Genomic DNA, 21,204 nt, shown 5'->3' with positions numbered 1-21,204 from the left:
GCGGGGCGACTGCAAGTAATTTTGGGAGCAATGTCGATGCCCGACGCGATGCATCCCACCCGCAAGGCCCGAGGAGGTGATCGCGGCCGGCCGGTCGCCGTCCCCCGCGGGTTTCGCGGCGCGGGCTCCCTCCACAATCTGCCCCTCGAGCTGAGCGGGTTTGTCGGGCGTGAGAAGGAGCTGGCGGAGGTGGGGCGGTTGCTGGAGGAAGCCCGCTTGCTGACGCTGACCGGACCGGGTGGTTGCGGCAAGACGAGGCTCGCTCTAGAGGCGGCACGGGGTCTCGTGGAGGGGTTCGAGGACGGCGTCTGGCTTGTGGAGCTGGCGCCGTTGTCGGACCCTTCTCTCGTGCCCCAGGCGGTGGCTTCGGTGGTGGGAGCTCGCGAGCAGCCGAGACGATCGCTGACCGAGACGCTCTCCGGCCACCTCCGAAGTAGGGAACTGCTGCTGATCCTGGACAACTGCGAGCACCTCATCGGGGCGTGCGCCGCCCTCGCCGAGGGGCTGCTGCGCTCCTGTCCCGGGCTGCGCGTCCTGGCCACCAGCAGGGAGTCCCTGGGCATCATCGGGGAGGTCGCCTGGCCCGTCCCCTCGCTCACCCTCCCCGACCTCCGTCGTCTGCCGGAGGTCGAGAGCCTGCCCCGTTACGAGGCGGCGCGCCTCTTCGTGGAGCGGACGGTGGCGGTGAAGCCGTCGTTCGCGCTCACGGAGCACAACGCGGCGGCGGTGGCGCGTGGGCATGGTCGGCCAGCTCGAGAACCCCCTGCTGTGCCGGTTGCGCGATCGAGTGTTGGCGATGGTCTCGGCTAAGGCGCAACTGAGGCAGCTCGAGGAGGTAGTGGGACATGAGGTCTAGGTAGGAAGAACTCGTCGCAGGACGCCTGCCGTACTGGTCTCGCGGCGCGGCTCCGGCGTCGGGCCGCGCCAGCGGCCGTGGTCCCGCCGGACCTCCCGCGCCAAGGCGGTCCGCGGGCTTAGGATCGGCGGCGGCCTTCGCCCGTTCCGTGGCTGCGGCGATTGCCCCGCCGCCGTAGGCGCTGAGAGGAGGCCGTTGTGGGCACCGTGCTCGCACCCATCAAGCGCTACCCGCTAATCGCGTTCTTCGTCCTGGCGTACGCCCTCACGTGGTGGGTGTATCCCCTCCTGCAGGTCTCACCGCTCCTCGGCCTGCTGGGCCTGGTAGGGCCGGCGCTCGCGGCGACCATCGTGGTCGCCGTTTCCGGAGGCCGGACCGGGCTGAAGGGGTTGTGGGGTCGCCTCTTGCGGTGGCGCGTCGGGGCGCTCTGGTACGCGGTTGCGTTTGGGCTGCCCGCGGCCCTCGCGCTCGCGGCGGCGGGTTTGCATCTCCTGCTCGGCGCGCCGACCCCCTCCCGGCTCGGCGAGCTCTCGGTCCTCGAACTGGTGATCTTCGTCCTCATCGTCGGCGAGGAGCTGGGCTGGCGCGGGTACGCCCTCCCCCGGTTGCTGGCTACGAGATCGGCGCTCGTCGCCAGCCTGGTCCTGGGCTTGCTCTGGAGCGCGTGGCACCTGCCGGCGTTCTTCGTCCCCGGAACACCCCAGTACGGCCAGCCGATCCCGGCCTTCTTCCTCTTTACCACCGCGTACTCCGTCTTGTTCGCCTGGATCTACCTGCACACCGGAGGCAGCGTGCTTATCGCCACGCTCTTCCACGGCGCCATAAATTTCTTCCAGGGCTACTTGCTGGGCGGGATCCACCCCGCCCGGGAGTACTGGCTGCTCGCGTTCGTGTGGTCGGTGGCCGCGCTCGTCGTCGTGATCTCGAGCGGCACCAGCCTCGTGCGAAAGCCCGACGAAACCGTAAGGGGAGATCCAGAGGTCGCCCACACGAAGACACACGCCGGGATAACCGAGCGGGGCACGCCTCCGTAGGTTCGTTTTCCTCGTGCCCGGGCATACGTACTCCAGCCAGGCAGCGTGCCGCCGCTCCCGTCCGGACACGGCCCTCAGACGGTAACCGTCTGCCGCCACGCCACGGCGTAGCCCCGTCCTTTTGCTTCGCGGATTACGCTGTTCCAGAGCGCGGACCGTTCCGATGGTCCGCGCTCGCGGTTCTCCTCCCGACCCTGGGGCTGCTTATCTGGTCGCGGGCTGCCGTCGTGTAGCGGCGTGCTCTATGGCCCACTCGAGGGCGTAGTCGGCTACCTCCTCCCAGCCGTCGTGCCCGATGACGCTGTAGTGGGAGCGCCCCGGGAACTCCTTGTAGTCGGTTATGGACCTGGTGCGGCGGTAGTGCTTCACGTTGGATTGGTTGACCGCGGGCGGCATGATGTTGTCCTCGCCCCCGGCTATAAACAACAGGGGCGCGCGGTCTTCGTTCCTGAAGTTCACGTAGGTGTCCTGGTGGCCCGGCGTGAAGTTGGCGAGGGGCCCGGACCACACGAGCCTGCCCGACGCGGGTATGTGGTAGCGCTCGTAGACCTCGTCCGACTCCTCCCGCGAGAGGGTGTTGGCGAAGGCGTAGTGCCATTGTTCGGGGGTGAAACCGACGGCCTTGTGGCGGTTGGCGAGGTTTCTCAGGATGGGGAAGAGTGACCTGATCTGCGAGACCGGCACGACCCTGATGCCCTCGGCGGGCACGGAGTCGATGGCTACCCCCGCGGCCCCGTAACCGTGGTCGAGCAGGATCTGCGTGAGCAGCCCGCCCGCCGAGTGGCCCACGATGATCGGCGGGCGATTTAGCTCCCCGATGATGCCCTCGAAGTGCTCGACGATGGCCGGGATGGTGAGCGCCTCGACGGGAGAAGGATCCTCGCGCAGCGCCTCGACCTCTACTTCGAAGCCGGGGTACGCAGGAGCGAGCACGCGGTAGCCGCGGCTCTCGTAGCGATCGACCCACCGCTCCCAGCTGCGCGGGGTTACCCAGAAGCCGTGGACCAGAACGACGGTGTCGGGAGCGTCCGGTTGGAGGGTGTTCTCGTTGGTCATAGGGGTCCTCCTCATAACGGTGACTCGTCGAGTAGAGGTCGGTTGCGCCCGGCAACGCGCGGTCGGTATACGGGCGTACTACCGTTGGATCTCCCGCGTGGAGGCCAGCAGGTGTCGGCGCGGAGCCGATCCCCATGCGTGTGGCCGGGCCGCGGGGCGCGCCGTCGTGGACCTTCGGGGCCGCATATCGGATCGGGCCCCGCAAGTGGCTCGCGCGGCCGCCGGGAACCTACCACGCGGACGGATGACGCTGGAGAAGCTAGTAGGGCTCGGGCCCGAACTCCTCGTCCGGCCCCTCCCCGTCGTCGTAGGGCGCGGCCCGATCCAGCGTGTAGGCGTGGGACACGAAGGCCCGCACCCCGCCCTCGTCCAGCGCGCTCGAGGGGTGCTCGTGCCTCAGGTGCCCGGCCACCCGCCCGACCAGCTCCTCGTCGTCGCCCGCCTCCAGCCTCCTGCCGCAGCCGCAACGCAGTGCCCTGACCATGCCCCGGTCCCCTTTCCTCGCCACGTTCCCACGTCGCCGGATGGTGCCATCCCCCGGGGCCGCTCGCATGAGACAAATGGACTAAATCTCGACCCGCCAGATGCATCTATACGAAGAGAGGTGGAACCCCAGCGATCCTCGATACCCCGTCGCGGGCGTTTCGTACGGCGCGAGACCGAGGTTCTCCCGGACGGATCTCCTGGTCCTCCATCGCCCGGGAAGGAGCTAGCGGGCTTCTAGTTCGCGCACTCGTCGGTCGGGACGGGGGTTCTGCGGTCCTTGGCGAGCTCGACGAGCTGCTGGACGATGGAGGAGGGGATGCCGTAGCCGGCCTTGTCGGAGTCGGCGCGGCTGGCGAAGATGGTCGCGACGACCGCGCCGTCGCCGTTGACGACGGGGCCGCCCGAGTTGCCGGGGCGGACGTAGCCGCGGAAGCTCGTCACGGTGCGCTCCACGGGACCGCGGTTGTAGGCGTCCGAGGAGATGACGCGCTCCGTCTCGCCGGTGCGCCCGCTCCTCACGTCGTACGGGCCGTTCTCCGGGAAGCCCAGGATGGCGACGGGCTCGTCGTTCCCGGGCTCGTCGAGCGGCAGGGGCGGGAGCCCCAAGCCCTTAACCCTGAGGACCGCGACGTCGTTGCGCTCGTCGAAGACGACCACTTTCGCGGGGAGGGGGACGCCCGTGCCCGCGGGCTGGACGCGGGTGGAGAGCTCGCCCGCGACCACGTGCGCGTTGGTGACCACGAGGTTCTTGCCCGCCACCCACCCGGAGCCCTCGACCCCGTAGCCGCAGGCGACGCCGCTGATCCTGACGACGCGCGAGGCCGCCGCCGAGACGTCCGGGTCGCGCGTGACGTTCTCGTCCGGCTCGGCGACGTCGGCCTCGGGGCCCCGGAACTCCGGGAGGGGATCGAGGCGGGCGACGGCCTGGGCGAGAAGGTGGGAGGGCATCCGGTCCCCGAGAACCTGCACGAACGCGGACTCGCGCATGGCGGGGTGCGTGGGCGAGAGGAAGGGGGCGCTGAGGGCCAGGATCGCGGCTACCCACACGAGGGTCAGGGAGAGGGCCGCCCCGAGCGCCGCCCCGCCGAGGCCGTCCAGCCACCGCGACGCCGGGCTCGCGAGCTTCTCGCGGAGGTAGCCGCCCGCCGAGCGGGCCAGGATGTCCCCGATCACGGCGAAGGCCAGGATGCTCGCCAGCGTGATCGCGGAGCCGTAGAGGAGGTCCCCCCGGTCCCCGAGGAGGGCGGGCGCGAGCCTGGATCCCAGCGCCGCCCCGAGCACCACCCCGGCGAGCGAGAACGCCCCGGCCAGGAATCCGAGGCGCGCCCCGCGCCAGACGAGGAGCAGCACGAAAAGGAAGACGAACGGATCGAGTACGCTCACTCGTCCAATTCTACAGTCCCTCGCTCCGGTTTTGCTCTCCCGTCTTATAATCCCTTTTTACGCACGAGCAAGAGGAGCGATGAGGTTGAAGGCCGAACAGTTTATGCCGGACGTGAAGGGTCTCTTCGAGGAGAGGGGCGAGCCGTCCTACCGCCTCGGACAGGCCTACCGCGCCCTCACCCGAGGCCTCATCCGGGACTGGGAGGAGGCGACGAGCCTCCCCAAGCCTCTGCGCGAGGCCCTCGCCGAGGGGGCGCCCGCCGCGGCCCTCGAGCTCCTGCGCGTCGCGAAGGCCTCCGACGGGACGCGCAAGTACCTGTTCAAGACGCACGACGGCCACCTCATAGAGACCGTCAACATCCCCGAGGCCGGGCGCAACACGGTCTGCATCTCGACGCAGGTCGGCTGCCCGATGGGCTGCAAGTTCTGCGCGACCGGGCTCATGGGCATCAAGCGGAACCTGAAGGCGCGCGAGATCGCCGAGCAGGTCTTCGTCGCCGCCCGCGACCTCAAGCCCGAAGGGGAGCGCGTCAGCAACGTCGTCGTCATGGGGATGGGCGAGCCGTTCCTGAACTACCGCGAGCTTATAACCGCGCTCCGGGTCCTCAACGACGGCGACGGCTTCGGCCTCGCCGCCCGCTCCATCGCCGTCTCCACGAGCGGGCTCGTGGACAAGATAAGGCGCTTCGCCGACGAGCCCGAGCAGTTCCACCTCGCCATAAGCCTGCACACGCCGTTCGAGGACGAGCGGCAGGAGATCATGCCCGTGGCGTCGCGCCACTCCATCCCGGAGCTTATGGAGGCCGCCCGCTACTACGTCGACGAGACCCACCGCAAGCTCTTCTTCGAGTACACGCTCCTCGCCGGCGTGAACGACGCGCCCCGCCACGTCGAGGCGCTGGCCACGCTCCTCGACCACCCGCTCTACCACCTGAACCTGCTCCGCTTCAACTGGACGGACACCGGCTTCTCCGCCACCTCGAAGGGCCGCGCGAAGGAGTTCTTGCAGCACGCGAAGGAGCTCGGCCTCTCGGCGACCCTGAGGCCCAGCCGCGGCGGGGACATAGACGCCGCCTGCGGCCAGCTCGCCGCCAAGGACCTCCGCGGGAGGCCGGCGGTGCCCGAGCGCGTCGTGGTCCCGCTGGGCTAGTGCCTTCTTGAAGGCCGAACCAGGGGAGAGGCTCGACCCGCGCGCCCGCTCGCTCTGGCGCGTGACGGGGGCCTTGCAGGCCCTCCCCATCCTCGCGGGCGGCGCCTTCGGTACCTACGTCCTGTACAGAAACGAGGCGGCGGCGTACCTCGCGGCGCTGCCCGTCCTGGCGGCGCTCGCGCTCGCCGTCCTTCTCGTGGTCTTTCTGCCGCCGCTGTTGTGGCGGCGGTGGAGGTACGAGATCCGGCAGCTCGAGGTCGACCTCCAGCGCGGCCTCCTCAGGGTGACGCGCACGCTCGTCCCGATGGCGCGGGTGCAGCACGTCGACACCCGCCAGGGCCCCTTGCAGCGTAGATTCGGGCTCTCCACCGTCGTCTTCTACACGGCGGCGGGCCCGAACGAGATCCCCCAGCTCGCCACCGGGACCGCCGCCGAGGTGCGCGACCGCATCGCCGAGCTCACCCGCGAGGCCGATGAGCTCTAGCGCCCTGGCCGGGATCGAGGAGCGGCGCCTGCACCCGGTGGGGATGCTGCTCTCGGCGATCTCGACGGTCCGGCGCTGGGCCGGGGTCGCCGCCTTCCCCGGCATCGCCGCGCTCGTCAACGGGGAATTCGGGATGAGGACGCTGCTACTCGTGCTTCTCGCCTTCGTCGTGCTCGCCGCCCTGAGCGCCGTCTGGGGCGTGCTCTCCTGGCGCGCGACGACGTACCGCATCTCCGGCGGGGCGTTCCACCTCAAGCGCGGCGTCCTGCAGAAGAGCGAGCGCTCGCTGCCCCTGGAGCACGTGCAGAGCGTGAACACCGTGCAGGGGATCGTGCAGCGCGTCTTCGGGGTGGTCGAGCTGCGCCTCGAGGCGGCGGGGGGCGCGGGAGAGCCCGAGGTCTCGCTCTCCGCCCTCTCGCGCCCCGACGCTCGGGAGCTGAGGGAGGAGCTCACCCGGGCGCGCAGGACCCTCGACGAGACGGGCGAGGCCGTCGAAGAGCCCTCCCCGACCGTCCTGCGAAAGCTCTCGACCGGGGCGCTCCTCGTCGCGGGGCTGACGAGTGGCCAGCTCGGGGTGGCGATCTCGGTGGTCGCCGGCGGCTCGCAGATCGTGGACGACCTCCTGCCCGGCAACCTCGCGGAGAGGCTCTCCGAGGCGCTGCTGCCGCGCACGATCTTCGCGGCCCTCCTGCTCGTCCTCTTCGTCGCCCTCTTCGCGTGGGTGCTCGCGATCTTCGGAACCGTGCTCGCCCACGCCGGCTTCACCCTCTCGCGCTCTGCCGACGGCAAGTACCTGCACATCAAGCGAGGTCTCCTCAACCGCTACGAGACCACGGTGCCCCTCGCCCGCATCCAGGCCGTGAGGCTCGTCGAGGGCGCCCTCAGGCAGCCCTTCGGCCTCGCGGCCCTGCGCGTCGAGAGCGCGGGCTTCGGGACGGAGGAGGGCGTCTCCACGGTGCTCTTCCCGCTGCTGCGCCGCAGCGAGGCCGAGGACTTCCTGCGCTCCGCCGCCCCCTCTTCGCGGCCCCGCTCTCCTCCCTCCAGCCGCTGCCCGCCCGCGCCCGGCGGCGCTACGCCTTCCGGTCGTCGCTGCCCGCGCTGGTCGTGGCGGCCCCCTTCTCGGTCTTTCTGTACCCCTGGGCCTCCTCGCCCTCCTGCTCGTGCCCCCGGCCGCCCTCTACGGGCTCGTCCGCCACCGCGCCGGGGGCTACGCGCTCAACGAGGACCGCGTGATCCTGCGCACCCGGCGCCTCGCGCGCACCACGGTCGTCGCCCCGCGCGGGCGCCTGCAATCCCGGGGCTTCTCCGTCTCCCCGTTGCAGAAGCGCCTGGATCTCGCGACGCTCGAGATAGAAGTCGCCTCCGGCCGGGGCGGAACCGCCTTCCGGCTCACGGACCTCGCGGCGGGCGCCGCCCGCGGCGTCGTCGACGCCCTCTCCGCGCGCGCCGGACGGCCCGAGGAGGGCCAGGGACGGACCGCTTAGGAGTACTCTTCCAGGGCGGTCTCCGAGTAGGAGCCAGAAACCTACGAAGTGGTGGCGAGGGCTCGGCGTACGCGCCAACGTTCTCGGGCCGTTGTACCGACAAGCTATCGGTACGAGATACCGGCGTAAGGGTTCGGAGGGGAGATCGGCGTGGGCGAAGGCGTAGGGAGCGTGTCCGAAGGTTAGATCTGGCACCGTTGGCACCGCTCGGCCGTCGTGTTGTTGGCCGCGGCGGCGCTGGGCACCGGGGTGGCTAGCCGCCGACGAGCCGCCGCGCGAGACCAGGGTGGTCGGCGGCACCGCGGTGCCGGACGGCAAGTACCCGTTCACGGCGTACGTCCGCAACGACGCCCCCGGCACGCTGAACGACTTCGCCTGCGGCGGAACCCTGATCGACGAGACCCACGTGCTCACGGCCGCGCACTGCGCTCGGGTACCGGCGAGCCAGCTTCGCGTCACCGTCGGGACGACGGCGCTGAGCAGCGGTCAGGGCCAGGTTCGCGGGGCCTCGGCGATCTCCATACACCCGCGCTACTCGAGCAGGAGCGACGCCTACGGCGTCGAGGGGACTGGCTTCTCCGGTTCCTCGATCCAACCGCGCGTCAGGTAGAGCCAGAAGGCGAGCCCGGCGTACCGGCCGTAGGGGGAGAAGCGCTCAACGATCTCCCCGTCCGAGACCTCTTCCTTGCCCGCGAGGCGGGCGTAGGTCGGCCTCGTCCAGGAGTCGAGGATGAGGCGGGAGTAGCGGCCGAGCATCATCATGACGTGGGCCGCGGCGTACGGCCCGACCCCCGGCAGCGCGAGCAGGCGCCGCTCCAGTTCCTCGTCCGGCAAAACCTCGGCGGGCGTGTCGAGGGCCTCGAGGTCCAGCGCGCCCTCGACCACCGAACGCGAGAGGGAGAGCAGGTAGCGGCCCCGGTACCCGGCCCGGACCACGTCCCCGTAGAAGTCTTCGCCGGCTCTGGCCATCGCCTCCGGGGTCGGAAAGGCGCGCCCGAGCGTCCCCGTCCGTGGGGCCCCGACGGCCCTCTCGCCGAGGTGTTCGACGAGGGCCCCGATCATCCTGGTCGTGGCGGACCACGCGCAGTTGGTGGTGCAAATGGTCTTCACGACCTCTTCGAAGACGGTGGCGCCCCGGATCATGCGCCCCGCCCCCCGCGTGGCCCAGGCGAGCTCGGGGTCGCCGGCCGCGAGCCCGTAGAAGGGGGAGAGGTCCTCGTCGAGCCGGAGCACGTGGCGCACCGAGCGCAGTATCCGCTCGCCCTCCTCGGCCTCCGGTGCGGGGCCCAAGACGTCCGCGAGCCCGGCCCCGGACCCGTCCGCCCGGATCAGGACGGTGCGCGGCGCGTACCCCCGCACCGGGAGGGTCGCCTCCAGGGTGTCCGTCTCCTCGTCGAGGCGCATCGGCGGCAGGGAAGCGAGGCCGTGCGAGCGGAACGCACGGGCCAGGTCCACCGGCTCGCCCGCCGGGCCCGCCAGGGCAAAGGACGCGCGCCAGGGCCTTCCGTCCATCGTGGAACCTTACGGCCTGCCGGCGACTTCGCCCAAGAGCACCTCGGGTGCCCCGGCGGAGACGTCTATGCGGCGGATCGAGCTCCGGCCCTCGTCGTCCTCTTCGACGGCCCAGAGCTCGTCGAGGAGGGCCGACTCCTGCACGTCGGCGACGTGGGAGATCACGAAGATCTGGCCGAACGTCTTCTTGAGGCGGTCGAGGGCGAGGAGGACGTTGCGGCGCCGGTCGGCGTCGAGCGCCCCGAAGACCTCGTCGAGCACGATAAAGCCGAGGGCTTCGGAGCCCTGGGCGGAGATCATCTTCGAGAGCGCGACCCTGGCCGAGAGGCTGACGATGTCCGCCTCGCCGCCGGAGAAGCGCGAGAGCTCGTAGGCGTCCGAGAGCCCGTCGAAGAGCCTGACCCCGTAGTTCTGGTCGAACTCGATCCTCTCGTAGCGCCCGTCGGTGAGCTCGCGCACGAGCGAGGACGCCTCGCGCTCGAGGTTCGGCCGCACCCTCGCCGTGAGCTCCCGGTAGAACTCCGAGAAGAGCTTGTCCATCTCCCCGAGCCGCGCTGCGCCCGCGGCCTTCTCGTCGGCGGCCCTGCGCCCCTCCTCGTAGCGCCTGAGCTCCCCCTCCAGCGCCTCGACCCTGCTCTGCACCCTGCGCGCCATCTCCCGGAGCTCGTCCCGCTCCCTGCGTAGCTCCTCCCGGGCCGCCTCCCCCTGCGCCACCCTCTCCCGGTTGGCGAGGTAGGCGTCCTCGTCGAAGGCCAGCGCCGTGATCTTCTCCTGCAACGCCCCGGCACGCTCTTTCGCCGCGCCTTCCTCCGCCGTGGCGTCTCCCAGCTTCTCTTCCACCTCCGGGCGGGAGGAGAGGCGCGCCTGCAAGGTCTCGACCTGCCCCCGGAGGCGTTCGATCTCCGCCCTCTCGACGCGCAACTCCTCGTGGCGTCGCGCATCATAGACCAGGCCCTCCCCGAGACGAGCCGCCTCCTCTTCGAGCTCCACCGCCTCCGCGAGCGCGCTCTCGTGCCTCCCCAGCAGGCCCTCGACCCGCGGGTAGGCGTCGCGGAAGGTCTTGAGGCGGCCGGCGCGCGAGGCCGCCTCGGCGAGCGCCTCCTCCGTCACCGGGGCGAGGCCCCTGAGACCTTCCTTGATGATCGCGACGCGGCCGCCGATGCGGGTGAGGGCATCCTGCAAGAGCTGGCCCCGCGCCTCGGCGGCCTTGCGATCTTCGCGCAGGGAGCGCACCCGTTCGCGGACGTCTTCTATCTCCTCCAGCTCCCTCAGAAGCTCCCTCGCCTCTTCGTCGAGGCGCCGGCACTCTTCCCTCGCCTCCTCGGCCTGGGCCCGGTACCCCGCCGCGTCCCGCCGCAGGGTTTCGAGGACCTCGGCGTGCTCGTCCGCCTCGAAGCCCCGGTGGCAGGTCGGGCACTCGGCGACCTCGTCCGAGGACTCGATCATGCGCGCCGCCTTCTCCAGCTTCTCGGCGTCTCGCTCGTCCGCGTCGGCGAGCCCCCTCTGCTGCGCCGACTGCCGCTCCAGCCTGCGCTCCTTGCGCTTGAGCCCCTCGATGCGCCCGTCGAGTTCCCCGTCGTCCAGGTCTCTCAGCGCCTCCTCCAGGCTGGACGCGTGCGTCTTGGCGGCCTCCCAGCCCTCCTTGGCCTCCGCGAGCTCCTCTTCACCGGCGGCAAGCTCCTCGAAACGCGACCGTCGCTCTCGCAGCGAGCCAAGATGGGTCTCGGCCTCCTCGTGGGCCTCCGCGGCCAGCCCCAGTACCTCCGCCGCCCTGCGCACCCGCTCCCCGTCCTCCTCGACGGAGAAGATCCCGGCCCACCCCTCCAGCGGCCCGTCCCCGTCGCCGTCGAGCTCCTCCAGCAGGTCCGTCGCCTCGGAGACGGCCCTGTGGGCGCCGACCCTGCGCCGCTTCGCCTCCTGCTGCGCCCCCTCCCGCCGCTCGTGGCGCCTGCGGGCCTCCTCCAGGCCCCGTATCTCCTCCGCCACCCGTGGCAGTTCCTCCGTGCGGGGGAGGAGCTTGCCGATCGTCTCCTCGTCCTCCTCGAGCCCCGCGAGGCGCGCCTTCAGCTCCGCCTCCCGCTCGGCCGCGCGCTCCCTGGCACCCTCGGCCGCCGCGAGCTCCCTGTGGAGGTCGTTGTGGCGCCGGTAGGCGCCTTCGAGCTTCTCGCCCTCCGCCCGGGCCTCCGCGAGCTCCTGCTCGGCCGCCGCGATCTTCCCGTCCAGCCCCTTCGCCTCGGAGACGAGCCTCTCCCGCTCCTCCCGGGCCTCGCGGAGCTCCTCAGCCAGGCGCTCGTGGTCCGTGCCCGCGAGGATGCTCTCCAGGGCCGCGGCCCCGTCCCTCAGCTCCTTCCGGTCGGCGCGCAGCAGCTTCTGGGCGCCCTCCACCTGGTCTATGCCGAGGATGCGCGCGATCTCGCGCTGCCGCTCGACCCCGGTCACCCCCGCGAAGAACTCCAGCTCCTTCTGCCGGGCGAAGAACGTGGCCTCGAAGGCGGTCCGGTCCATGCACAGAAGCTGCCCCTGCACCCACTCGGCGACCTCCGAAGACCCGCTCAGGTGCGGCTCCACGCCGTCCCCGACGAAGATCTTCGCCTCCGTCTTGCCGCGGTGGAGGGTGCGGGAGACCCTGTACGAGGTGCCCCCGAGGTTCAGCGTCACGTCCACGATCGTCTTGTCCGCGACGGTGCCGCCGCTCCAGGGGATCGCGTCGTTCGCGAAGCGCGGGCCTCCGCCCCGGGAGCCGAAGAACGCCCACAGGATGGACTCGAAGATCGTGCTCTTCCCCGAGCCGTTCCTCCCCACGACGCCAACGGCCCCCTCCGGCGGCAACAGCTCGGTCGGCTCGCGGAACTGCTTGTAGTTCTCCAGGTAGAGCCGCTCCAGGATCACGCCGCCCCCTCCCCCGGCGCGGCCCCGGCGCCCCTCAGGTACCCGAGCCCCTTCTCCAGAAACTCTCCCGCGAAAGCGGCGTCGAGCTCGCCCCTCTCCCTGCGCCCCCCGACGAACGCCTTGAACTCCTCCTCCAGCGACCCGAAGCTCGCCTCGACCTCCCCGTCCGGGTCCGGAAGATCGGCCCTCCCGGACTCCGAAATCTCCAACGAGAAGTCCAGCGCCCGCCGCCTGAGATCCCTCAGGAGCGGGCGGTCCAGCTCCCCGGCGAGCCCAACGGGCGCGTTCACGACCTTCTGGCGGACCATCGCCCCGTCTATGTCGGCGCGGGCGGCCCGGTCGGCGATCGCCTCGTTCAGGTCGCCGCCGGTCATCCCTTCGGCGTCGATCCTCGGCAGGTCGATCATGGGCCGCGCCTCGATGGGCACGTGCTCTATCTCCACCCCGTCCGCCCCGCCGAAGGTGAGGATGGCGAAGCCCGGCTCCGAATCCACCTCCCCGAACCCGAAGCGCTCGGTCGCGCCGGCGTAGTAGGTGTTCTTCTTGTGCTCGTGGAAGTAGTGGTAGTGGCCGAGGGCCACGTAGTCGAAGTCCCCGCCGAGGACGCGCTCCGGCAGGTCCACCTGCCCGAGCTCGTGCCCGTGGACGACGAGCCCCGGCACCGTCCCGTGCGTGACCATGATGTTGATGTCCGCGTCCCGGTCCGGGGTGACGACCACCTGCGCGTCCCCGACCGCCCCGTGCGGGATCAGCGCGAGGGAGAGGCGGATATCGCCGAGGTCTACCGGCTCGTGCTCCACCTCGAAGCCGTGGGCGAAGTACGCCCCGATCATGTTCCCGTACTCCAGCGCCGCCGTCGTGGCGCGCAGGCGCGGGGTCTCGTGGTTGCCCGCGATGCCGTAGTACGGGATGTCCCGCTGGGTGATGCGGCCCGTCTGCTTCAGGAAGTTGATGATCACGTGCGTCGCCGGACGGATGGAGTCGAAGACGTCGCCCGAGTGGATCACGAGGTCCACGTCACGCTCCAGGATGGCATCGACCGCCCGCCGGTACGCCTCCTGCGCGTCGACCTCGCGCTGGTTGCGGTTGGTCTGCGGGTTGAGCTTCGCGTACCTCGTGTAGCCGAGATGCGTATCCGAGATGTGGGCGACCCTTACCAGCGTCCTGCTCCCCTTCTAGAGATCCACGGTCTTGAGACCATTCTACCGTCCGAGAGGTCGATCCCTAGTCCCGCATCCGCTCGAGGCCCCGCAGCACCGCCGAGTTGGCCCGCGTGCGCCGCGTGGCGCCGGGCTTCTTCAGCGTCCGGAGGAAAGCGTTGTAGGGATCCCGAATACCTCCGTCGCCCTGGGACATCGCGTTCACGGCGTCCAGGGCCTCGCGCACCCGTTCGTCCTCCATCCCCGCGATGTCCCCCCGGATGCCGACGAGCGCCGGCGGCTTCGACGTGAGGCGGCGCATCACGCTCTGAACCTCCGTCGCCGTGTCCACGTTGCGGCTCCCGTAGATGTCCGTCCCCTGCTTGCCCATGAGGACCGGCGGCCGGGGGAAGCGGCCGAAGACCGGCACCGCGTAGTGGGCGTGGCGCAACAGGAGACGGCCCTTCTCCAGCTGCAACAGCTCCTCGCGGGTAGTGTTCGAAAAGGAGCGGTAGCTCGAGTTCGTCAGCTCCTCGTCGCCGATGCGGCCGTAGAGGCTCGTCGCGGCGTTCCCGATCACCTCGTCGTCGACCTTGCTTCTGAACTGCTGCGCCCCGAAGAGCGTCAGGCTCAGGTGCCGCCCGCGCGCCGAGATGTCCACCAGCGTGTCCTTCAGGGACGAGGTCCTCGCGGAGCCGGAGGGGGCGTACTTGTTCAGCTCGTCCACAAAGATCACGAGCTTGTCCACCCCGAGCAGCCCCTTCTCGGCCTTCTCCCAGACCTCGTTGATGACCTTCGTGACCACGAGGTCCTGCGGGACACCGGAGAGGTGCGAGATGTCCACGACGCGCATCTCGCGGTCGGAGAACGCGTCCTCCACGTTCGGGGAGCCGGAGTACTCCACCCTGCCGCCGACGAGCAGGCCGCCGCACTTGCTCGGCAGGCCGTTGAAGCGGTTCCAGACCTTGTTGATGGTCATGCGGTTGTGGCCGCGCCAGGACGGCTTCGACTCCTCGTCCTCGAAGTAGTCCTGGATCTCGCGCATCAAGCTCTGAAACTGGTCCTGGGTGTCTATCCCGTCGGCCCGCAGCGTCTCCACGAAGCCCCGGAACTTGTCGTCGTAGTCCGACTGCTCGAAGATGCGCCCGGCGTGCGGCAGCACGTCCCCGAGGTCCCAGACGATGGGGTGGACTATGCCGGACTCGCCGCGAGCGTTCCTCAGGGTGTTCAGGGCAGCTTTTGGCAGATCCGACGGATAAACCGTCCGGTCCCCCTGGTCCATCCCGTGGCGCAAGGGCGCGAAGATGCGGAGCTTCTCGAAGGGCTTCATCTCCAGGCCCAGGGCCTCGTACATCTCCTTCTCTTCGGAGGAGAGCCCGCGCTGGCGGGACCTCTCGTAGCGCTCGGCGAGGTCCGGGTCGTCCTCGCGGCTCACCTCGACCGGCTTGTCCAGGAACAGCAGGTCGGCGCCCTTCACGTTGAACATCAGGGCGGCGACGGTCTTCCCCTCGGCCTTCTGGAAGACCGACGAGATGGTGAAGAGGGCGTGGCTCGTCTTCGTCGAGAGGCCGCTCATGCCGGTGATGTTCATGTGCCCGGCCTCGGGGCCGAGTAGGTAGTCCTCGTCCACGTAGAGGGGGGTGCGCTGGGGGGAGCCGTCCCTCTCGTTGCCGTTCTCGTGGAGGAGCATCGGGATCTTCGTCCCCGAGAAGTCCTCCGAGCCGAGGGCGAACTCGATCGCCTCGCTCGTCGCGAAGTAGACGGGCCCGGTCTTCACCGGCCGCTTGCTCTTCTTGCGCTCCTGGCGGTGTTTCGTGGCGAGGACGCGCGCGCGGAAGACCAGGATCTCGACGCGCTCCGATAGCGCCTCGACCGCAGGGTCCCCGTCGAAGGCGTAGAAGTCGTCGAGGAAGCTCTGGAGGTCGGAGTAGCGCTTCGGGTCGTCGAGGACGGCGACGGCGGTCGCGTCCTCAGCCTCGGCGGCGACGATGTGGCCGATGTCGAGCCGTTTGGCCGCTTCGGATTCTGAGGTCCAGAAGAAGAACTCGTGTGCGGTCGCGGGCTGGTCCTCGCTGGTGACGACGCGGCCGATGGGGCCGTCGGTCCGATCCAGGAATTCCGGGTGCAGCGGGTTGGGCATCTAGTTCCCTCCGTTCGCGGCGAGCCCGCGCTCGAGGCGCGCGAATGCTCGTTCGGAGCCCTGTACCGTGGGCTTCAGGACCTTCTCGACGTACTGTATCGGGTAGATCATCGCGGGCCAGCGCGAGTCGGGCTTCGCGAGCGGGGCCTTTTCGGCCAGGATCCAGCGGGAGATCTCGTCTACCTCCTCGGCCGAGGTCCCGCGCTGCGCCTCCACGCGCATCAGCGAGCCCAGAGCGTCCGCGCCGCTCTGGGGCGGCCACATCCTCATGTACCACGACGTCCGCCGCTCGTTGGGGGGGAGCTCCCGCTGCCACCCGGGGACGAAGCTCGTCGTCCTCATCCCCGGCTCGAGGTCGAGCAGGACGCCTATCTCCTCGCCGGTGAACTCCGGCCGGGCCACGCTCTTTATGAGCCCGACGGCCCGGCGGTTCGACTCCTTGATGTCCCTGAGCTGCCCGTCCACGGCGATCCAGTCGTCGCCGCCGAGCACCCGATCGTCGGTCTCCCAGCGCCTCAGGAGCGCCGTCTCCAGACGCTCGCGCAGCGTCCGCACGCGGACCATCGCGCTCTCCCTGAGCCCGACGTAGTCCGAGGGGTCGGGGTTGGCCGCGTACTCCGTCGAGTCGAGGAGGAGGTCGGGGTGGTGGGGGTCCTCGCCCGGTTCGAGGCCGACGAGCCCCGAGCTCGTTAGCGCCTCCCACAGGGCGGCGACCTTCTCGTCCCCGATGCTGTTCGGCAGGATCACGGCCCGCACCACGACCGGCGGCCCCTCCTCGATCCCCACGCGCGAGAAGCGGCGGTCGCACCGGTTGATGATCGTGGCCGCCACGGTCGTGACGACGATGGGGACCGCCCCGATCCTGCCTATCTCCCGCGTGCTCTGCACCCCGTCCAGGAAGTAGCACAGCTTGGAGGAGCCGTCGGGGACCCCGGGGTCCCTCCAGCCCGGCCTCCCTTCCAGGTGGTCCGGCCCCCCCACGGGCAGCCCCTCGTCCTCCGTGCCCTTTCCGAGCCCCTGCATCTCCATGTCCCCCGCCCCCGCGCCAGCGGAGAAGCGTACCCCATGCTTTCTGGCAGAGGAGAGCGCCCGGTCGATCCGGGCCGCGAAATCCCTCACGGGCGGCTCACGCTTCTCGTCCTCCTGATCACGTGACGCAGTATAAGCAGGACTTTTCGGTTCGGCTACGCCTCGACGTCGGGTTCAGGTACAGGAAGCTCGAACTGCTTCTCGGCGAGCATCACCGCCCGCCGGAAGCTCCGCCTGTCCTCCCGCGTCTGGGCGTAGGCGTCGCGGGCCATCTTCAGGACTTTCTTCGCCTCCGCCCGCTGCTCGGGGCCGTTCGGCACCTCCTTGGAGAACGCGTACGAGAGGTCGCCCCCCTCGGCGGCGTAGAAGTGGAGGTAGAGGCTCCCCTGCCGCCCGAGCCCCGAGAGGGCCGCGTCGCCGCTGACCTGGCTGATGTTGAGAACGGTCCCAGCGCTCAGGGGTTCGCCGTCCATGGGGTAGACGCTCACGGCGAGGCGGACGACGGGGCCGTAAAAGGTCTTGTAGTGCTCCAGCCTGCGCACGATCCGCGCGGGGCCCCTCACGCCCTCGATCTCCTCGGGCTCCGCCGCTACCACGACGTGCCCCTGCGGCGGTTTCATGGATTCCCGGCCCTGCGTCGAGACGACGCGCGCCTGCACGCCCCTCTCCGCCACCGCCGAAGCCAGGCTCTCGCGCACCCGCTCCGGGAGGTTCAGGCCGCCTTCGCGGACCCCATCCGTCAAGAGGCGAACCTCCCGAAGAAGCCCGCGAAGTACGAGATCGCCTCGAAGTAGTCGTCGAGCTTGACCGACTCGTTCGGGGCGTGGATGCGGCTCCCCGCGTTCGCCACGGCACCCGTCATGATCGTCGGTATCCCGAGCTCCGTCGCTATAAGCGAGGTGGGGCCGCTCCCCCCGACCGTCGGGTAGACGACCGCCTCGGCGCCGACCCCCTCCCACGCCTCGATCGCCGTCCGCACGACCGGCGAGTCGACCGGGGTCTTCGCCGCCTCGACCCCGTGCAGGTCCACGACCTCCACGTCGTCGAAGCCGCGCTTTTCGAGGTGCTCCCGGATCAGGGCGACCACCGGGCCGGGGCTCTGGCCCTTGACGAGCCTGAAGTCCATCTTCACGTACGCCTCGGAAGGAACTATCGTCTTCGAGCCCGGGCCGGCGTAGCCGGAGTGGATGCCCGCGATGTTCGCCGTCGGCTTGAGCAGGTACTCCCTGAGCGCCGCCTCGCCGGTGAGGTTCCGGTCCAGGTGGTCCACACCCCACGACTCCCTTAGCGCCGCGTCGTCGAAGGGGATGTTCTTCAACGCCTCCAGGTCCCCCTCCGACGGCGGCTCGGCGAGCTCCATGAGCCCGTCCACCGTGATCTCGCCGTTCTCGTCCTTTATGGTCCGCAGCGCCTGCACGAGCCGCCAGGCGGGGTTCGGGGCGATGCCGCCGTACATGCTGTGCAGGTCGTGGGAGGCGCCCCTGGCCCGCAGCTCGACGTAGGCCATCCCCTTCGTGCCGCAGAAGACCATCGGCCTCCCCGCCTCGTCCTTCATCGAGCCCTCCCACAGGCAGGCGTCCGCCCGGAGCAGCTCCCCGTTGGCCCGGACGAAGGGCGCGAGGTTGGGGCTGCCGACCTCCTCCTCGCCCTCTATAAAGAACTTCAGCTTGAACGGGAGCGGCCCGACCTCCTCCCTATATAGGCGCAGCGCCTGGATGCGGGACATCACGTCGCCCTTGTCGTCGGCGACGCCGCGCGCGAAGAGGGAGCCGCCGCGCACGGTCGGCTCGAACGGGTTGCTCTCCCACTGCTCCAGCGGCTCCGGAGGCTGCACGTCGTAGTGCCCGTAAGAGAGGAGCGTCCGGTCCCCCTCGCCGATCTCCGCGTACACCACGGGATGCCCCTGCGTCTCCATGAGGCGCGCCTCTGCCCCCGCCTCCTCGAGCTTCTGGCGCACCCACTCGGCGCAGCCGCGAAAGTCCGCGTCGTCGCCCTCGCGCGCCGAGACCGACGACATGCGCAAAAACTCCTTCAGCTCCTCCAGAAACGCGTCCTTCGAGCCTTCGACGCGCCCCCTGAGATCCCTCGTATCCAAGACCACCGTACCTCCGTTCCGCTCGCGGAGAGGTTAGCATCTCCGGGCCGTCGATTCGTCGCTCTGCGGCGTGGTCCGTCCCGCGGCTTGCTGCTATATTTGGGGCAAGGAGGATGACCTTGGACCGGAGACCGCGCCAGGACGTGCAACCCCGCGAGCCCCGCCACGCGGGCCATCATCGCGGCCGTCCCCACTCGCACGACTTCTTCGGGCTCGACGTCGGGAAGATGAGCCCCGAAGCATGCGTCGCGGTGGGGGCGGTCGTGATCGTGCCGATCGTCGTGGCCTCGATCCTCTTGCTGACCCTTTTCGAAGAGATGTCGTGGCTGATCTTCGTGTTCGGGTGGGCGATCTTCCCCGCTTTCGGGCTCTTTATCCGGGGCATCGCGGGCGTCGTGGACGGCGAGAAGGATCTGCCCTCCGGGAACGGCAGGGAGCGGGAGCTCCTCGGGGCGTTGCGGGAGCGGGGCGAGCTGACGCCCGCGGGGGCGGCGATGGAGACGTCGCTGACGGTGGCCGAGGCCGGGGCGATGCTCGGGGCCTGGCCGAGGGGGGCACCTCGAGGTCAGGGCGCGCGGCGGGTCCCTCTCTTATGCTCTCTGGGAGACCCGGGGCGTCGCTCTCGAGCCCGAAGAGAGGGTTTGATCGGGGCTACGCATGTTGCGTGCGTGGTATGATTCCCATCCCAAGGTTGGGTAGGCGGGTAGGAGCGTAGATCAGGCCGGATTATGGAAGAACGTAGGATTCCGGAGACTCTCGAAGAGGCCTACGGGCTACGCGACTCTGCCGATTCGCTCCCCGACCGTGACTTCTACCAGGAGCAGGTCTACCGCCTCAGGCGCGAGGAGTACCGGGCTCGCGGGATAAGGACGGAGATCTCCTCCCGCCGCCGCGAGCGCCAGAGCGCCCTCGAGTTCTCCCGCGAGATGTTCTTTCTGGAGGTGGCCGAGATCATGCGCCGCCGCAGCGAGGGCCTGAGCCCCGGCGAGCGACCCTCCCAGAGCGAGGTCAGGCGCTACACGAGCCGCCTCGACACGCACGCCTTCCTGAAGCAGCTCGCCTCCCCGCACTCGGGCGCGGTCGAGCTCTACAGGCGCAACTACCTCGAACTGCTCAGGTCCGGCAAGTCCGCGAAGGAGGCCTACTACCTCTCGCGCGTCATCGGTCTGGCCGGCGACAGGGAGTTCCAGGGCGCCCTGGAGAACGTCCAGCAGACGGGCTACCCGAAGGGGCGCCTCCCCTACGCCGTCGAGAAGGCGGCGATCCAGATCCGGGACCTCCCAGGCGGCATGATCCTGATCCTGCTGACCTTCTTCGCCGCCCTCTTCGCCTTCGTCTGGGCCACGAGGGAGTGGGGCGAAGCGGACTCGGGGACCCTCTTCTTCGTCGCCCTCGGCCTCGTCGCCGCCGGAGGACTCATGCTGATCTCCGCCGTCTTCATCGTCACGTTCATAAGATCCATCAACAAATAGCGCCGCGCCCGAGCGGGCCGCGACTCCTTTCACGGACGGCCCAAAAGCTCCTCCACGGCCTCCGGGTAGGCTTCGAGTCGCGTTCGTCACTCCCCTAATACTTGGCTCCCTGGAACAACCGAGGTGCTCTACCGGCATACGTGCCGGCTGCCGAAGCCCTATGCCGGAGGCATTATGTCCCCCTCCATCGGCTAAAGCATTCGCGCTCGCGTGCCGATAATATGGATGACAACGAGTGGTTTTTGCCGATGAGACGGGAGTGAGCCGACGAGTCGGTGCATGGAGGGGGTTTCAGATGGTCTTGAGGTATGCGTCGGTGGTCTTCGTGGCGATGCTTCTGGCGACGGTCGCAGTTCTGGGAGCATCCGCGGTCCAGCCGAGAAAGGCCGAAGCTGCCGCTACCGTGCCGACGTGTGCCGGCGGGACCATTACGCTGGCGGATTCCGAGAAGCGGTCGCTGGACCTGCACAATCAGGCCCGCGCTAGCAAGGGGCTCTCCAGGTTCTGTGTCGATCCTGCCCTTCAACGAGCGGCTCGCGCCCACTCCAAGGAGATGATCGATAGGGACTACTTCTCCCACAACTCCTACAACGGTGAGACGATGGCCAACCGTCTCAAGAGGTACGGATACACGCCTCGGTCCGGACGATACTGGACGGTAGGCGAGAACATCGCTTTCAACTCCTTGACCGGGACGGCTTCTGCGGACAAGGCGCACAGCCAGTGGATGAACAGCACCGGTCATAGAGCGAACATCCTCAACAAGAACTTCAAGCAGATCGGTATAGGCGCTTTTTACGGTAACTACAAGGGCAGCAACGGGACCATGTGGACCGCGAACTTCGGTTCCCGCTAACGAACGCTGTTCGGAGTTCAGGGGGCGGGGCCGAGGCATCGGCCCCGCCCCCCTCTTCCGTAAATTCGCCGTCACCGGAGCCTCGGTCTCCCAGCTCGAACCCGCGTTTAGACCGTTGATGGAGCCGGGGTGAGATCGC

The 21,204-nt window shown here is 69.6% G+C and carries 19 protein-coding genes and 1 pseudogene; 10 read left to right on the top strand and 10 right to left on the bottom strand.

The window, feature by feature from the left end:
• Window positions 1-36 precede the first annotated feature (36 nt).
• Both GBA65_RS19370 and GBA65_RS19365 read left to right on the top strand, forming a co-directional pair.
• Window positions 37-810 carry an ATP-binding protein gene (locus tag GBA65_RS19370; protein WP_207955939.1) on the top strand — a complete coding sequence of 258 codons (774 nt, stop codon included), beginning with the start codon at window positions 37-39 and terminating at the stop codon, window positions 808-810.
• Window positions 811-1,053: 243 nt separating this feature from the next.
• On the top strand, window positions 1,054-1,890 hold the full coding sequence (locus GBA65_RS19365) for a CPBP family intramembrane glutamic endopeptidase (RefSeq protein WP_166397947.1): 837 nt from the start codon (window positions 1,054-1,056) through the stop codon (window positions 1,888-1,890).
• Window positions 1,891-2,094: 204 nt separating this feature from the next.
• Here GBA65_RS19365 and GBA65_RS19360 read toward each other — a convergent pair whose 3' ends face one another.
• The 3 genes from GBA65_RS19360 to GBA65_RS19350 form a co-directional block, all read right to left on the bottom strand.
• Complete coding sequence (locus tag GBA65_RS19360) at window positions 2,095-2,946, bottom strand: alpha/beta hydrolase (protein ID WP_166397946.1); 852 nt, start codon at window positions 2,944-2,946, stop codon at window positions 2,095-2,097.
• A 259-nt stretch (window positions 2,947-3,205) separates the two neighbouring features.
• Window positions 3,206-3,430: a DUF1059 domain-containing protein gene (locus tag GBA65_RS19355; RefSeq protein WP_166397945.1), complete on the bottom strand. Its 225-nt coding sequence runs from the start codon at window positions 3,428-3,430 to the stop codon at window positions 3,206-3,208.
• 236 nt (window positions 3,431-3,666) lie between these two features.
• Window positions 3,667-4,815, bottom strand: a complete 1,149-nt coding sequence (locus GBA65_RS19350; protein WP_166397944.1) for a MarP family serine protease — start codon at window positions 4,813-4,815, stop codon at window positions 3,667-3,669.
• 79 nt (window positions 4,816-4,894) lie between these two features.
• Here GBA65_RS19350 and rlmN point away from each other — a divergent pair, with 79 nt between their 5' ends.
• From rlmN to GBA65_RS19330, 5 genes and pseudogenes are all read left to right on the top strand, one after another.
• Window positions 4,895-5,965, top strand: a complete 1,071-nt coding sequence (gene rlmN / locus GBA65_RS19345) for a 23S rRNA (adenine(2503)-C(2))-methyltransferase RlmN (RefSeq protein ID WP_166397943.1) — start codon at window positions 4,895-4,897, stop codon at window positions 5,963-5,965.
• Between the two features lie 7 nt (window positions 5,966-5,972).
• Entirely contained in the window at window positions 5,973-6,449 is a 477-nt protein-coding gene (locus GBA65_RS19340) for a PH domain-containing protein (RefSeq protein ID WP_166397942.1), read from the top strand.
• Window positions 6,439-7,392, top strand: a pseudogene (locus tag GBA65_RS26840) (PH domain-containing protein); the annotation flags it as partial. The gene GBA65_RS19340 and the pseudogene GBA65_RS26840, both read left to right, overlap by 11 nt.
• Window positions 7,393-7,609: 217 nt before the next feature.
• On the top strand, window positions 7,610-7,933 hold the full coding sequence (locus GBA65_RS26835; RefSeq protein ID WP_407691119.1) for a PH domain-containing protein: 324 nt from the start codon (window positions 7,610-7,612) through the stop codon (window positions 7,931-7,933).
• A 286-nt stretch (window positions 7,934-8,219) separates the two neighbouring features.
• Window positions 8,220-8,543 carry a trypsin-like serine protease gene (locus tag GBA65_RS19330; protein WP_166397940.1) on the top strand — a complete coding sequence of 108 codons (324 nt, stop codon included), beginning with the start codon at window positions 8,220-8,222 and terminating at the stop codon, window positions 8,541-8,543.
• On the opposite strand, the gene GBA65_RS19325 is transcribed toward GBA65_RS19330, so the two are convergent.
• From GBA65_RS19325 to GBA65_RS19295, 7 genes are all read right to left on the bottom strand, one after another.
• Entirely contained in the window at window positions 8,486-9,445 is a 960-nt protein-coding gene (locus tag GBA65_RS19325; protein WP_166397939.1) for a DNA-3-methyladenine glycosylase family protein, read from the bottom strand. The two genes, GBA65_RS19330 and GBA65_RS19325, sit on opposite strands and share 58 nt — an antisense overlap.
• A 9-nt stretch (window positions 9,446-9,454) precedes the next feature.
• A complete protein-coding gene (locus GBA65_RS19320) occupies window positions 9,455-12,334 on the bottom strand; it encodes an AAA family ATPase (RefSeq protein WP_166397938.1) in 2,880 nt (959 codons plus the stop codon).
• Window positions 12,331-13,476 (bottom strand): metallophosphoesterase family protein, encoded by a 1,146-nt coding sequence (locus tag GBA65_RS23670; RefSeq protein ID WP_228282012.1) that lies wholly within the window; start codon window positions 13,474-13,476, stop codon window positions 12,331-12,333. Before GBA65_RS23670 ends, GBA65_RS19320 begins: the two co-directional genes overlap by 4 nt.
• 82 nt (window positions 13,477-13,558) lie before the next feature.
• Window positions 13,559-15,613: an ATP-binding protein gene (locus GBA65_RS19310; RefSeq protein WP_166397937.1), complete on the bottom strand. Its 2,055-nt coding sequence runs from the start codon at window positions 15,611-15,613 to the stop codon at window positions 13,559-13,561.
• Window positions 15,614-16,732, bottom strand: a complete 1,119-nt coding sequence (locus GBA65_RS19305) for a hypothetical protein (RefSeq protein WP_166397936.1) — start codon at window positions 16,730-16,732, stop codon at window positions 15,614-15,616.
• Between the two features lie 65 nt (window positions 16,733-16,797).
• Window positions 16,798-17,385: a hypothetical protein gene (locus tag GBA65_RS19300; RefSeq protein ID WP_166397935.1), complete on the bottom strand. Its 588-nt coding sequence runs from the start codon at window positions 17,383-17,385 to the stop codon at window positions 16,798-16,800.
• Window positions 17,382-18,737: a M20/M25/M40 family metallo-hydrolase gene (locus GBA65_RS19295; protein ID WP_166397934.1), complete on the bottom strand. Its 1,356-nt coding sequence runs from the start codon at window positions 18,735-18,737 to the stop codon at window positions 17,382-17,384. The genes GBA65_RS19300 and GBA65_RS19295 overlap by 4 nt, the downstream gene beginning before the upstream one ends.
• A 119-nt stretch (window positions 18,738-18,856) precedes the next feature.
• On the opposite strand from GBA65_RS19295, the gene GBA65_RS19290 reads away from it, so the two are divergent.
• From GBA65_RS19290 to GBA65_RS19280, 3 genes are all read left to right on the top strand, one after another.
• Window positions 18,857-19,414 carry a hypothetical protein gene (locus GBA65_RS19290; protein ID WP_166397933.1) on the top strand — a complete coding sequence of 186 codons (558 nt, stop codon included), beginning with the start codon at window positions 18,857-18,859 and terminating at the stop codon, window positions 19,412-19,414.
• Window positions 19,415-19,465: 51 nt separating this feature from the next.
• A complete protein-coding gene (locus GBA65_RS19285) occupies window positions 19,466-20,209 on the top strand; it encodes a hypothetical protein (RefSeq protein WP_166397932.1) in 744 nt (247 codons plus the stop codon).
• 295 nt (window positions 20,210-20,504) lie between these two features.
• A complete protein-coding gene (locus GBA65_RS19280) occupies window positions 20,505-21,065 on the top strand; it encodes a CAP domain-containing protein (RefSeq protein ID WP_166397931.1) in 561 nt (186 codons plus the stop codon).
• The last annotated feature ends 139 nt before the right edge of the window (window positions 21,066-21,204 follow it).

Source organism: Rubrobacter marinus (assembly GCF_011492965.1).
Taxonomy (GTDB): Bacteria; Actinomycetota; Rubrobacteria; order Rubrobacterales; family Rubrobacteraceae; genus Rubrobacter_F; species Rubrobacter_F marinus.
Note: the sequence above shows the minus strand (reverse complement) of the source record. Positions and strands in the feature narration are given on the sequence as shown.